At 66.9% G+C, this 13,433-nt stretch carries 10 protein-coding genes; 5 read left to right on the plus strand and 5 right to left on the minus strand.

The window, feature by feature from the left end; all coding sequences use genetic code 11:
• Positions 1 to 48: 48 nt before the first annotated feature.
• Positions 49 to 384 (plus strand): hypothetical protein, encoded by a 336-nt coding sequence (locus DVU99_RS04680; protein ID WP_114239020.1) that lies wholly within the window; start codon positions 49 to 51, stop codon positions 382 to 384.
• A 252-nt stretch (positions 385 to 636) separates the two neighbouring features.
• On the opposite strand, the gene aceE is transcribed toward DVU99_RS04680, so the two are convergent.
• The 4 genes from aceE to rsgA all read right to left on the minus strand — a co-directional run bounded on the left by aceE (position 637) and on the right by rsgA (position 8,777).
• A complete protein-coding gene (gene aceE / locus DVU99_RS04685) occupies positions 637 to 3,330 on the minus strand; it encodes a pyruvate dehydrogenase (acetyl-transferring), homodimeric type (RefSeq protein WP_114239021.1) in 2,694 nt (897 codons plus the stop codon).
• 618 nt (positions 3,331 to 3,948) lie between these two features.
• Positions 3,949 to 6,240 carry an NADP-dependent malic enzyme gene (locus DVU99_RS04690; protein WP_114239022.1) on the minus strand — a complete coding sequence of 764 codons (2,292 nt, stop codon included), beginning with the start codon at positions 6,238 to 6,240 and terminating at the stop codon, positions 3,949 to 3,951.
• A gap of 133 nt (positions 6,241 to 6,373) precedes the next feature.
• Complete coding sequence (locus DVU99_RS04695) at positions 6,374 to 7,648, minus strand: flavohemoglobin expression-modulating QEGLA motif protein (RefSeq protein WP_114239023.1); 1,275 nt, start codon at positions 7,646 to 7,648, stop codon at positions 6,374 to 6,376.
• Positions 7,649 to 7,718: 70 nt separating this feature from the next.
• Positions 7,719 to 8,777: a ribosome small subunit-dependent GTPase A gene (gene rsgA / locus DVU99_RS04700; protein WP_114239024.1), complete on the minus strand. Its 1,059-nt coding sequence runs from the start codon at positions 8,775 to 8,777 to the stop codon at positions 7,719 to 7,721.
• A 245-nt stretch (positions 8,778 to 9,022) separates the two neighbouring features.
• Between rsgA and DVU99_RS04705 the strand changes: the two genes are divergently transcribed.
• From DVU99_RS04705 to grxD, 4 genes are all read left to right on the plus strand, one after another.
• Complete coding sequence (locus tag DVU99_RS04705) at positions 9,023 to 10,264, plus strand: aminotransferase class I/II-fold pyridoxal phosphate-dependent enzyme (RefSeq protein WP_114239025.1); 1,242 nt, start codon at positions 9,023 to 9,025, stop codon at positions 10,262 to 10,264.
• Between the two features lie 9 nt (positions 10,265 to 10,273).
• Positions 10,274 to 10,870, plus strand: coding sequence for an SGNH/GDSL hydrolase family protein (locus DVU99_RS04710; protein WP_114239026.1), 597 nt, complete (start codon positions 10,274 to 10,276; stop codon positions 10,868 to 10,870).
• 102 nt (positions 10,871 to 10,972) lie between these two features.
• Complete coding sequence (locus DVU99_RS04715; RefSeq protein WP_114239027.1) at positions 10,973 to 11,830, plus strand: UDP-2,3-diacylglucosamine diphosphatase; 858 nt, start codon at positions 10,973 to 10,975, stop codon at positions 11,828 to 11,830.
• 137 nt (positions 11,831 to 11,967) lie between these two features.
• The gene (grxD, locus tag DVU99_RS04720; RefSeq protein WP_114239028.1) at positions 11,968 to 12,891 is read left to right on the plus strand and encodes a Grx4 family monothiol glutaredoxin; all 924 of its coding nucleotides are present in this window, start codon (positions 11,968 to 11,970) and stop codon (positions 12,889 to 12,891) included.
• Positions 12,892 to 13,242: 351 nt separating this feature from the next.
• On the opposite strand, the gene DVU99_RS20050 is transcribed toward grxD, so the two are convergent.
• On the minus strand, positions 13,243 to 13,433 hold a 191-nt coding region (locus DVU99_RS20050; RefSeq protein ID WP_232823448.1), incomplete at its 5' end, for a hypothetical protein.

Below are 13,433 nucleotides of genomic sequence, written 5' to 3' on the forward strand. Positions count from 1 at the left end.
TCACACCTGCGCTGGCAACGTGAACGCTCACCCTGCACGGAGGACGCCATGGCCAGGCCCTACGACATCGAGAACAGCATCAACGGCGTCCGCGAACGGGTAGGCGATCGTGTGCGCCACTATGCCGGCGAAGCTGCCGACCGGGCGGATGAGCTGATCGAACGTGGCCGCGATGCGCGCCGTCGCTTCGGACGCCACCGCAACGCCTACGCCCGTCGCATCGGCCACGCCGCCGAGGATTTCGCTGACGAGGCGAACTACCAGTATCGCCGGCTGCGTCGGCATGTCTCGCGCCACCCAGTGGCGACCACCGCGATCATTGCGGGCACCGTTGGTGCGTTCTTCCTGCTGCGGCACCTGTTCCGCGGCCAGGACGAGGACTGAGCTGTTCCCCGCCGTCATCCACAAAAACCCGCCGCAAGGCGGGTTTTTGTTGTGCGCACACGACATCGCGATCCCCCCGCAGGAGTGCACCCTGTGCGCGACCACATCTACACGAAACGTGTCGCCGACTTCATCTGACGTTATTCGGTGGTGCTTGTACGCCCCCTACGCCGGGTCGCGCACAGGGTGCGCTCCTACACGGGAAGCGAGGCCAAAAAAAACGCCGCGGGGACCGCGGCGTTTTTTGCTTGCTTAGACCGTCACCGGGTTCGGCTTGTCCGGATCGAGCTTGTAGGTCTTGATGGCGCGCGCCACGTCCTTGGCGTTGACCTTGCCATCCTTCGCCAGCGCGGACAGCGCGGACAGCGCGATCCAGTAGCGATCGACTTCGAAGAAGCCGCGCAGGTGCTCGCGGGTATCCGAACGGCCGTAGCCGTCGGTGCCCAGCACCGTGTAGCGCATGCCGTCGGGCATGAACGCGCGGATCTGGTCGGCGAATTCGCGCACGTAGTCAGTGGCGGCCACGGCCGGACCCTGGCGACCCTGCAGCAGGCCGGTGACGAACGGCACGCGCTGTTCGGCTTCCGGATGCAGGCGGTTCCAGCGCTCGGCGTCGAAACCGTCGCGACGCAGCTCGGTGAAGCTCGGGCAGGACCAGATGTCGGCGGTGACGCCGAAATCCTTCTCCAGCAGCTCGGCCGCGGCGATGACTTCGCGCAAGATGGTGCCCGAACCGAGCAGCTGCACGCGCGGCTCGCCCTTCTTCGGCTTGCCCGCGTCCTTGAACAGGTACATGCCCTTGATGATGCCTTCCTCGATGCCCTGCGGCAGGTCGGGGTGGCTGTAGTTCTCGTTCATCACGGTGATGTAGTAGTACACATCCTCCTGCTCCTGCAGCATGCGGCGGGTGCCGTCCTGCAGGATCACCGCGATCTCGTAGGAGAAGGTCGGGTCGTACGACTTCACGTTCGGGATCGCGCCGGACAGCAGGTGCGAGTGGCCGTCTTCGTGCTGCAGGCCTTCACCGTTCAGCGTGGTGCGGCCGGCGGTGCCGCCGATCAGGAAGCCGCGGGCGCGCATGTCGCCGGCAGCCCATGCCAGGTCGCCAATGCGCTGGAAGCCGAACATCGAGTAGTAGATGAAGAACGGCAGCATCGGCTGGTTGCTGATGCTGTAGCTGGTGGCCGCCGCCATCCAGGCGGCCATGCCGCCGGCCTCGGAGATGCCTTCCTGCAGCACCTGGCCCTTCTGGTCTTCGCGGTAGTACAGCAGCTGGTCGGCGTCCTGCGGACGGTACTTCTGGCCGAACGGCGCGTAGATGCCGATCTGGCGGAACATGCCTTCCATGCCGAAGGTACGGGCCTCGTCGGCCACGATCGGCACGATGCGCTCACCGATCTGCTTGTCGCGCAGCAGCAGGTTCATGCCGCGCACCAGCGACATGGTGGTCGAGATTTCGCGCTCGCCGGTGCCCTTGGTGATCTGCTCGAACGCCGGCAGTTCCGGCGCCTTGAGCTTCACGTCCGAGTGGCGGCGACGCTGCGGCAGGAAGCCGCCCAGCGCGCGACGGCGCTCCAGCATGTACTCCACTTCCGGCGAACCCTTGCCCGGGTGGTAGTACGGCACGTCGGCCAGCTTGTCGTCGGTCACCGGAATGTTGAAACGATCGCGGAAGTGGCGCACGGCGTCGGCGTCCAGCTTCTTCTGCTGGTGCGTCGGGTTCTGCGACTCGCCGGCCGCGCCCATGCCGTAGCCCTTCACCGTCTTGGCGAGGATGACCGTGGGCATGCCCTTGGTCTTGGTGGCCTGGTCGTAGGCCGCGTAGACCTTGTGCGGGTCATGGCCACCGCGATTGAGGCGCCAGATGTCGTCGTCCGACAGGTTGGCGACCATCTCGCGGGTTTCGGGGTACTTGTTGAAGAAGTGCTCGCGCGTGTACGCGCCACCGAAGGCCTTGCACGCCTGGTACTCGCCGTCCACGGTTTCCATCATCAGCTTGCGCAGCACGCCCTTGGTGTCGCGGGCGAGGAGCGGATCCCAGTAGCTGCCCCAGACCACCTTGATGGCGTTCCAGCCGGCGCCGCGGAACACGCCTTCGAGTTCCTGGATGATCTTGCCGTTGCCGCGCACCGGACCATCCAGGCGCTGCAGGTTGGCGTTGATCACGAACACCAGGTTGTCCAGGCCTTCCCGGCCGGCCAGCGAGATGGCACCCAGCGACTCGGGCTCGTCGGTCTCGCCGTCGCCCATGAAGCACCAGATCTTGCGATCGGTCTTGGGCATCAGGCCACGGTGTTCCAGGTACTTCCAGAACTGCGCCTGGTAGATGGCCTGGATGGGACCCAAGCCCATCGACACCGTCGGCACCTGCCAGTAGTCCGGCATCAGCCACGGGTGCGGGTAAGAGGAGAGGCCACGGCCATGGCCGGCCACTTCCATGCGGAACAGGTCGAGCTGGTCCTCGGCAATGCGGCCTTCCAGGAAGGAGCGCGCATAGATGCCCGGGCTGGAATGGCCCTGGTGGAACACCAGGTCGCCCGGATGGTCGGCGCTCGGCGCGCGCCAGAAATGGTTGAAGCCCACGTCGTACAGCGTGGCCGACGAGGCGAAGCTGGCGATATGGCCGCCCAGCTCACCCGGCTTGCGATTGGCGCGCACGACCATGGCCATCGCGTTCCAGCGGATCAGCGTGCGGATACGCCATTCCATCGCCGCGTCGCCCGGCATCTTGGCCTCGTTGGCGGGCGCGATGGTGTTGACGTATTCGGTGGTCGGGTTGAACGGCAGGTAGCCGCCGGCCCGGCGCGTCGAATCGACCATCTTCTCCAGCAGGTAATGCGCGCGCTCGGTACCGTCGTGATGGATGACCGCATTAAGCGAATCGACCCATTCCTGGGTTTCGGTGGGGTCGAGGTCCTGGTGGAGGATGTCGTCGAGCTGATCCATGGGGAGCTTCTCTCCGCGGCGCCTGGGGGTTGGCGCGGCTGTAGGTGGACGCCTCCATACGGGGAGGCGGGAAACCCTCTGAGTGTAGCTCCGGCGGGGTTTTTCGCCAATTGGATCGAGACAATACGCAGGCGAATGGGGTGGAAGGTATTGATTGGGCAACAGTGGGGTGGATTGGGAGCTGGGCGGATGGTGGGGGGCGTGTGTGGCGCATGCGCTTTTCGCTGTCCTTTTCTTCCCTTGGGACGCTCCTGCCGTGCTTCGAGGTCACGCGAAATGCGGGGTTCGGCGAGCGGCTCGTCGTTCGCGGCGAACGGCGGTCGCGCACAGGGTGCGCTCCTACAGGGAGAAGACCAGCCCTCGCCCTCGCTGATGGCTTTGGCTTTTGACCTGCACTCCCCTATGCGGGCGGCCGGGAGAAGGAACAGCCCGAAGGGTGGCCGGCAAGGATGCCGGCCAGTGGGGCGTCAGGGCAGGACGCACTGTCGACCCACCCCGTAACCCGCCCGAAAGACGCGGCATCGGGGTGGCCTCCCAAACACCCAGTGGCCCCGAAGAACCCCAAAAACAAAAACGGGACCTCAACGGTCCCGTTCCTGCTCAACCCTCAACGCAACCTCAGCTGCGCCGCTCACTCTGCGCCTGGCGGATCTGCGCATCCACCGCGGCAATCGCCGTCATGTTCACCACACGACGCGGCGTTGCGGCCGGGGTCAGGATGTGGGCGGGCTTGTCCACGCCCATCAGGATCGGACCGATCGCCACGCCGTCGGTCATCACGCGCACCATGTTGTAGGTGATGTTGGCGGCGTCGAGGTTCGGCATCACGAACAGGTTGGCGCGGCCGGACAGCGTGGTGTTGGGGAAGATGCGCTCGCGCAGCGTCTCGTCCCACGCCGTGTCCGCCTGCATCTCGCCGTCCATGTCCAGCTTGGGCACGCGGTTCTTGAGGATCTCGCGCACCTTGCGCATCTTCGCCGCGCTGGCGTTCTCATGACTGCCGAAGTTGGAGTGCGACAGCAGCGCGATCTTCGGCTCGATGCCGAACAGCTTCAGGCGGTAGCTCGCCTGCAGCGTGGCCTCGGCGATCTGCTCGGCGGTCGGGTCGCACTGCACGTGCGTGTCGAGGAAGAACCACGCGCCCTGGTCGTTGATCACGCCGGTCATGGCCGAGGTGCACGACACGCCCGGGTCCAGCCCGAACACGCTGCGCATGTAGCCCAGCTTCTTGTGGAAGCGGCCGACCAGGCCACAGATCATCGCATCGGCTTCGCCGCGCTCGACCATCAGCGAGGCGATCAGGGTGGGACGCGAACGCATCAGGTTCTTTGCCGCCGCCGGGGTGACACCGCGACGCTCGGTCAGGGCGTGGTACTGCTGCCAGTACTCGTTGAAGCGCGGGTCGTCGTCGATGTTGGTGAGTTCGAAATCCACACCCTCGCGCATGCGCAGGCCCAGGCGCTGGATGCGCGTCTCGATCACGCTGGGGCGACCGATCAGGATCGGGAACGCCAGGCGCTCATCGATCACCGTCTGCACGGCGCGCAGCACGGTCTCTTCCTCGCCCTCGGCGTAGACCACGCGCTTGCGGTCGGCACGTGCACGCTCGTACACCGGCTTCATCAGCAGGCCGGTGCGGTAAATGAACTGGCCCAGCTTCTCGATGTAGGCCTCCATGTCGGTGATCGGACGCGTGGCCACGCCCGAGTCCATCGCGGCCTGAGCCACGGCGGGGGCGAGCATCACCAGCAGGCGCGGATCGAACGGACGCGGAATCAGGTAGTCCGGGCCGAAGGTCGGCACGTCGCCGCCGTAGGCACTGGCGAGGTCACCGGCTTCCATGCGCGCGAGCGCGGCGATGGCGCGCACGCAGGCGGTCTTCATGGCCTCGTTGATCACGGTGGCGCCGACATCCAGCGCGCCGCGGAAGATGTACGGGAAGCACAGCGCGTTGTTGACCTGGTTCGGGTAATCCGAACGGCCGGTGGCGATGATGCAGTCCGGGCGCACCTGCTTGGCGTCTTCCGGGCTGATCTCGGGATTGGGGTTGGCCAGCGCCAGGATGATCGGCTTGTCCGCCATGGTGGCGACCATCTCGGGCTTGAGGATGCCGCCCGCCGACAGGCCCAGGAACACGTCCGCACCGGCCACGATCTCCGCCAGCGTGCGCTTGTCGGTATCGCGTGCGTAGCGCTGCTTGTCCGGATCCATGTGGTCGCGGCCGGTGTACAGCACGCCGTCGCGGTCGAACGCCAGGATGTTCTCGGGCTTCAGGCCCAGCGCCACCAGCATGTCCAGGCAGGCGATGCCGGCCGCGCCGACACCGGTGGTGGCGAGCTTGACGTCCTCGATCTTCTTGCCGACGACTTCCAGCGCGTTGACCACCGCCGCGCCCACGATGATCGCGGTGCCGTGCTGGTCGTCGTGGAACACCGGGATCTTCATGCGCTCGCGCAGCTTGCGCTCGACGATGAAGCACTCCGGCGCCTTGATGTCCTCGAGGTTGATGCCACCGAAGGTGGGCTCGAGCGAGGCGATGATGTCGACCAGCTTGTCCGGGTCGTGTTCGTTGATCTCGATGTCGAACACGTCGATGCCGGCGAACTTCTGGAACAGCACGCCCTTGCCTTCCATCACCGGCTTGCCGGCCAGCGGGCCGATGTTGCCCAGGCCCAGCACGGCCGTGCCGTTGGTGATCACCGCCACCAGGTTGCCGCGCGCGGTGACCTCGCTGGCGACATTGGGATCTTCCACGATGGCTTCGCAGGCATAGGCCACGCCGGGCGAGTAGGCCAGCGCGAGATCACGCTGGGTCACCATCGGCTTGGTCGCGGATACCTTGATCTTGCCGGGACGCGGAAAGCGGTGGTACTCGAGTGCGGCGAGGCGCAGTTCTTCAGGAAGGGCCATGGGATGCGTCGATCAGGAGGTGAGGGGAAATAAGGGTCCGCCAGGCGGAATAACCGAATGGTAACACCGGCTGCGCCCCTTCCCCGACGATGCGCCGCAGCATGGTGACGCACTCGTTCACCCGGCAGTGGTACTAGAGACTGAGCGACAACGCCTCGGCCTGCACCTTGCCCATGTGGATCCGGTTGACGAACAGCGAGAACGCCAGCTTGCCGGCCAGTCCGTGTACGTGCTGCATCCACGGCGGCAGCCAGCGCGGCGGCGCGATCGCCCCGGTCTCGAAGTACGGCTGCAGGCTGATCACGTCGTGCAGCGCCAGCTTGCCGGCGAACAGGTGGCGCAGCATGTCCATGCGTCGCTGCTTGAGCGCCCAGCGGAAGAAGGTATGCACGGTGAGTAGGCCGGACAGGTAGACGTTGTCCTTGGCGAATGCCGCGCCGCCGGTCAGCGGCACGCCGCGGAACACGCGCTGCGCGGAGTGGAAGCTGTCCGCCGGGTTCTGTCCGCAGCTGCTGAAAAACTGGTAGACCTCGACGAAGTCAGCCCCGTTGAGCGCCATGTCGATGGCCAGGATGCGCAGGCTGATGCGCTTGAGGCGCGAGATGTCGATGGCGCCAGAGATCAGCTCGGCGAACACGGCCAGGCCCTCCTGCGTTGCCGTGACGCGTGGCGAAGTGCGGCCCAGCGAGGCCAGCACCGGCTGCGCACGGCCATTGAGCGCGGTGAGCGAATGCACCAGGGCCTCGTGCGCCAGCAACTGGTGGCGGTCGTAGTCGGTAAAGCGCGTACCGCCGCGCAGGCGGATGCGGGTGGCGCCGGCGGCGGCCTTGGCGGTGAGTTCCGGATCCACCTCCACCGCGATCAGCGGCTCGCCGAAGAAGGCGTCCAGCGTGCGGCTGAGGTCGGCACGCAACTCGTCGGCCGAGATCGCCACGTTGACGTCATCGTCCAGCATTTCCGAACCCAGCTCGTCGGAAAGCTCGACGAAATAGCGCGCGGCATCCAGGTTGCTGCGGTCGCTGCCCGGAATGGCATCGCCCGGCCTGCCGTACAGCACGATCGACGGTGCCGTGACGCCGGCGGTGCCCACCGCCTCGAGCATCTCCGCGGCAATGCGCCAGGACTCCGCGGTGCGGCACAGGTATTCGCCCAGCGGATCGTCATAGCCGGCCTCGCGCTCGATCGCCGCCAGCTCGAAGCGTTCCTCGGACAGGTCCGGCGTGACGTACTCCACCTCGGGCAACGAGAACTGGCCGCGGGCATAGGCCGCGATCATGCGGTCCTCGAGCGAGGCCGGCCACGCCACCGTGGGCAGGATGCGTATGCCCCTCACGGCGGCCAGCAGGCGCTTGTCCAGTTCGACATAGCGCTGGAGTTCGGGGGCCACGGCGGCCGGCGTACTGCTCATGTGACGATCGGTTCCCTGGTGACGCCGCAACCGCGACGAAAAAGCGTGGGCAGCGTGCGACAGTCCGGTGTCACTGGTCTTTCTCTCGCGAATGACGATGCCCGTGCGGGCGCGTGGCTGGTCGTCCACCCCGCTGGCGACGCAGCTTGGCCTCCAGCGTGGAGGCCTGCTCTTCGCGCTCGTCGCGCAGCTTGAGGTAGTTGCGCCAGCGCTCGGCGGAGAGGTCGCCGCTGTCCAGCGCCGCCTGCACGGCGCAGCCCGGCTCGCTGCCGTGGCCGCAATCGGCGAAACGGCATTGTTCGGCCAGGGCGTCGATGTCGGCGAACAGGTCGAGGTTTTCCTCGCCGGTGAGCTTGAGTTCGCGCATGCCGGGCGTGTCGATCAGGCAGCCGCCGCTGGGCAGCTGCAGCAGTGCCCGGTAGGTGGTGGTGTGGCGGCCGCGGCTGTCGTGGCCGCGCACGGCGCCGGTGGCCATCCGCTCGGTGCCCAGCAAGGTGTTGGTGAGGGTGGACTTGCCGGCACCCGACGAGCCCACCAGCACGGCGCTGTCGCCCGGCTGCAGGTAGGGCAGCAGCAGCTCCACGCTGGCCGCGTCCTTGCCGTTGATGGCATGAATCGGCGTGCCTTCGGGCAGGCGCGCACGCAGCGCGGCAAGCAGTTGGGTGGCGTCTTCGCGGGTGTCGAGCTTGCTCAGGAGCACCACCGGCTGGGCACCGGAACCTTCGGTCAGCGACAGGTAGCGCTCGATGCGCGCGGGATTGAAATCGCCGTCCAGCCCGGTGAGCACCAGCACGTAATCGATGTTGGTGGCGATGATCTGGCGCTCGTAGCGCTCGCCCGCCGCCGCCCGCGACAGCACCGTGCGGCGCGGCTGCACCTGCACGATGTGCGGCGGCTTGCCCGGCTCCACCTCGACGAAATCGCCCACCGCCGGCCGCTCGGCCGGATCCAGGCTGCGCTTGAGGAAATGGCCCGCCGGCTGGGCCCCGAACAGGTGCTCGCCGTCGTGCAGCTCGTAGCCGGCGCGATGCTGCGCCACCACGCGGGCCAGCTGCCGTCCTTCGGCGGGCAGCGTATCGCCGCGCCAACCGATCCGGCGCAGTCGCTCGATGATCTGGACATCCGTCATGGCGCGGATTATGCCTTAGGCGCGGCCCGGTCCATCTTGAACGGCGCCCCGATACCCGGTCGAGCCGTTTTGCGGGTGCCGCAGAGGGCCTCCAGCGGCCGCATACCCCCGACAAGGGCCGTTGCCTGCGAAAAGGCCGAAACACGGCCGGTTTTGGTTGCCCCACTGCGTGTCGACGCTGCTAGGATGCGGAAAAGCCCGGCGTTCGTGCGCCGCAACAAACAGAACAACGAAGGACGTTCGCGTTGGCCTCGATCAAACCCAGTGCGCACCTGGCGGACGTGCGCTATGAAATCCGTGGCGCCCTCACCCGTCGCTCGCGTGAGCTGGAGGCCGCCGGCCTGCCGATCATCAAGCTCAACATCGGCAACCCGGGCCGTTACGGCTTCGAGACCCCGACCCACCTGCGCGAGGCCATCGCCCGGCACCTGCATGACAGCGAGGCCTACGGGCACGAGCAGGGCCTGGAAGAGGCCCGCGAGGCCATCGTCGCCCAGCAGCGCCACCGTGGCGCGCAGGGCGTGGAAATGGAGCGGGTGTTCATCGGCAACGGCGTCAGCGAGCTGATCGACCTGAGCCTGCGCGCCCTGCTGCAGCCCGGCGACGAGGTGCTTCTGCCCAGCCCCGATTACCCGCTGTGGAGCGCCGCCACCATCCTCAACGACGGCAAGCCACGCTATTACCGCTGCCTGGCCGAACATGGCCACCTGCCCGATCCGGACGAGATCGAGTCGCTGATCACCCCGCGCACCCGCGCACTGGTGCTGATCAACCCGAACAACCCCACCGGCGCGGTGTACCCGAAGGCGTTGCTCGAGCGCATCGTGGCCATTGCCGCCCGGCACCGGCTGCTGCTGCTGAGCGACGAGATCTACGACGAGATCCTCTACGACGGCACGCCGTTCCAGCCACTGGCCGCGGTGGCCGGCGAACTGCCGTGCGTGAGCTTCGGCGGCCTCAGCAAGGTGCACCGTGCCTGCGGCTACCGGGTGGGCTGGATGAGCCTGTCCGGCGCGCATGCGCGCACGGCCGACTATCGCGACGCGTTGCAGTTGCTGGCCGCACTGCGCCTGTGCGCCAACGTGACCGCGCAATGGGCGGTGCGCCCGGCCCTGCAGAGCGCGCCGACCATCAACGAGCTGACCTCGCCCGGCGGCCGCCTGCACGAAGCGCGCAAGGCGGTGCTCGATGGCGTCGCCGCCAGCCAGTTCCTCGACATCGTGGCACCCTCGGGCGCGCTGTACGCGTTCCCGCGTGTGCGCGCCGACCGCCTGGCCGAGTTCGACGACAACGCCTTTGCACTGCGCCTGCTGGAAGAAGAGTCGGTGCTGGTGGTACCCGGCAGCAGCTTCAACGTGCCGCATAGCCGCCACCTACGCCTGACCCTGCTGCCGCCGCCGGAGCAGATCCGTGAGGTGTTCGCGCGCATCGAGCGCGTGCTGGCCGGCATGGCCGCGGCGCACAAGCCGCGCGCCGCGGTCGCCTGAGCATTCCGCGTGCGCTATCTCGCGCTGGGCGATTCCTACTCCATCGGTGAAGGCGTGCTGGAGGCGGCGCGCTGGCCGGTGCAGCTGGCGTACCGGCTGCGCCAGGAAGGCATCGCGCTGGACGACCCGCAGATCATCGCCACCACCGGCTGGACCACCGACGAGCTGTCGGCGGCGATGGACGCGGCCAGCTTCAGCCCGCCCTACGACCTGGTCAGCCTGCTGATCGGCGTCAACAACCAGTACCGGGGCCGCAGCGCGGAGGAATACCGCGGCGAGTTCCAGGGCCTGCTCGCCCGTGCCGCGGCGCTCGCCGGCGGCCGAGCCGGGCGCGTGCTGGTGCTGTCCATTCCCGACTGGGGCGTCACGCCGTTCGCGCACGGCAGCGGTCGCGACGTCGAGCGCATCGCGCACGAACTGGACGTCTATAACGCCATGGCGCGCGAAGCATCGCAGCTGGCTGGCGCCCACTGGGTCGACATCACCGGCATTTCGCGCCAGCACCCCGCCCTGCTCGCGGATGACGGCCTGCATCCTTCCGGGGCGCAATACTCGCTGTGGGTGGCGGTGGCCCTGCCCGTGGCGCGCACCCTGCTCGCGGCCTGAGCGACCGCGCCGGCGCGGAAACCACCCTGCAACCTTTCCGCCATCACCCGGAGACGTAACGCCGGCATGCTGGCCTCCCGGTAACCACCGGGAGAGACTGCCATGGCGACCTTCCACTGCCGCAGCGCCTTCATCTCCGACGTGCATCTGGGCACGCCCGACTGCAAGGCCAGCTATCTGCTCGACTTCCTGCGCAAGCTGCGTTGCGAAAAGCTGTATCTGGTAGGCGACATCATCGACATGGAAGCATTGGCGCGCCGCACCTGGTGGCACGCCGACCACGGCGCCGTGATCGCCGAGGTGCTGGACATGGCCCAGCGCGGGGTGGAAATCATCTATATCCCCGGCAACCACGATGCGCCGGTGCGCGGGCTGGCCGGGCAAAGCTTCGGCGGCGTGCAGATCGCACTGGACGCGGTGCACGTGGGCGCCGACGGGCGCCGCTACCGCGTGAGCCATGGCGACGAATTCGATCCGGAGCAGGTCGGGCGCACATGGATGGTGCACCTGGGGGAAGTGATGCATCGCTTCATCTGCTGGACCAATCGCCGGGTCCACGCCATGCGTCGCCGCCTGGAGCTGCCCTACCTGCCGCTGTCGATCATCGTCAAATCGCATATCGGCAAGGCGCTGGCCTATATCCGCTCCTACGAGGAGCGCGTGGCCACCGACGCCCGCGAGCGCGGCTTCGACGGCCATATCTGCGGTCACATCCATTTCGGCCACGTGCGCGAGATGGGTGGCGTGCTCTACCTCAACGACGGCGACTGGGTGGAGCACTGCACGGCGCTGGTGGAAGACGCCACCGGCGCCATGGAGCTGATCCACTGGAGCGAGCAGCATGCGCCGCTGGGCCGCGCCAGCCGCGAACTGGTGCTGCCTTCGGCGGCCGCGGCGCTGGCGCTGGCACCCCTGACGCGCACCCGGCCGGACCTGGGCAAGCTGCGACCGGCGGCTTAGCGCGGAGAATGGGAATGGGTGGCGGGGACGGGCGCCCCCAATCCCCCGGCCCTGCCCCCTCGCCCCTTGCTTCCCCCCAAACCGCCGGCATATCACAGGAGCTACAATCCGCCCTCTTTGCCGGAGTCTCACGCCCCATGTCCCTCGACAGCGCCACCCGCGAACGTATCGAATCCCTGTTGCAGAACCACCGCGTGGTGCTGTTCATGAAGGGCACGCGTAACCAGCCGATGTGCGGTTTCTCCGCTGCCGCCACCAACACCCTCAACGAGCTGCTGCCGGAATACCACACGGTCAACGTGCTGGAAGACCCCGAAATCCGCGAGGGCATCAAACTCTACGGCGAGTGGCCGACAATCCCGCAGCTGTACGTGCAGGGCGAACTGGTCGGTGGCGCCGACATCATTCGCCAGATGTACGCCAGCGGCGAGCTGCACCAGCTGTTCGGCGTGGCCGCGCCGGATCGCACGCCGCCTGAGATCACCATCACCGACAAGGCCGCCGAGGCCATCCGCCAGGGCACGGCCAACGCACAGGGCCTGGCCCTGCACCTGGAGATCGGCCCGGACCACAGCGCCGGTTTCCAGCTGGCCCCGGGCAGCGACCATGACATCGTGGTGCTGTCCAACGGCATCGAAGTGCATTTCGACCCGGGCAGCGCCGCGCGCGCCAAGGGCATCGTGATCGACTGGGTCTCCACCGTGCAGGGCGAGGGCCTGAGCCTGAAGTTCCCGGGCGCGCAGGAGATCGGCTCGCTGACCGTGCAGGAACTGAAGGCCCGCCTGACCGCCGGGGACCTCACCCTGGTGGACGTGCGCCCGGCCCATGGCCGCGCCCAGGCCGCCCCGCTGCCGCAGGCCCGCGTGCTGGAAGAGGAAGGCTACGAGACCCTGGCCAACCTGCCCAAGGACACGCCCATCGCGTTCATCTGCCACCACGGTGTATCCAGCCGCGGCGTGGCCGAGCGCTTCGCTGCGCACGGCTTCACCAAGGTCTACAACGTCGAGGGCGGCATGGACGCCTGGGCGGCCGAGATCGATTCGTCGGTGCCGCGTTACTGAAGCTCACGCTTGATCTTTCGCTGATCGAAGAAACGCCCGCCTAGCGGGCGTTTTTTTTGGAGGCTTCTTCTTGCGATTGTTTATCAAGCGTTCATAAATTCCCGGACAAGGACGCAATTTATATCGATTCCAATCTTTTTGAACGATATAAATTACGCGTCATCGCCCGCCGGACGAGAACCACGTCGGCCTAGGGCGCAAGGTTTGCGCATTACGTCAGCAATTACAGAACGCCCGCACCGGCGACCGTCCAGATTAACGGCAATTTCCTTCGATGCCTTCACATAACTTTGACACCATTGTTTCAGGCGTAAGCTCGTCGTAAGGTCATCACAGCCCCTGTCACGACAGCTAATCTTCAGACGCGTCGCCCAGGGGCCGGGGAACACTTTTACTCAATGAAATCCGTTGTTTCGGCATCGAAACGACACGGGTTCGTTTGGCCTGAAATCCGGAAGTGGCCGCCACATGGCCAGGGGTTCGTACGCCCTGGTTTCCGGCGGCGGAGGTATTTGCGTCATGCCGTGGAATCATCGCCCTCC

Origin of the sequence: Dyella sp. C9 (genome assembly GCF_003332825.1) — a bacterium.
Taxonomy (GTDB): Bacteria; Pseudomonadota; Gammaproteobacteria; order Xanthomonadales; family Rhodanobacteraceae; genus Dyella.

Coding starts and splice junctions, on each gene's coding strand:
- DVU99_RS04680 (WP_114239020.1), top strand. CDS start 49: ATGGCCAGGCCCTACGACATCGAGAACAGCATCAACGGCGTCCGCGAA.
- aceE (WP_114239021.1), bottom strand. CDS start 3,330: ATGGATCAGCTCGACGACATCCTCCACCAGGACCTCGACCCCACCGAA.
- DVU99_RS04690 (WP_114239022.1), bottom strand. CDS start 6,240: ATGGCCCTTCCTGAAGAACTGCGCCTCGCCGCACTCGAGTACCACCGC.
- DVU99_RS04695 (WP_114239023.1), bottom strand. CDS start 7,648: ATGAGCAGTACGCCGGCCGCCGTGGCCCCCGAACTCCAGCGCTATGTC.
- rsgA (WP_114239024.1), bottom strand. CDS start 8,777: ATGACGGATGTCCAGATCATCGAGCGACTGCGCCGGATCGGTTGGCGC.
- DVU99_RS04715 (WP_114239027.1), top strand. CDS start 10,973: ATGGCGACCTTCCACTGCCGCAGCGCCTTCATCTCCGACGTGCATCTG.
- grxD (WP_114239028.1), top strand. CDS start 11,968: ATGTCCCTCGACAGCGCCACCCGCGAACGTATCGAATCCCTGTTGCAG.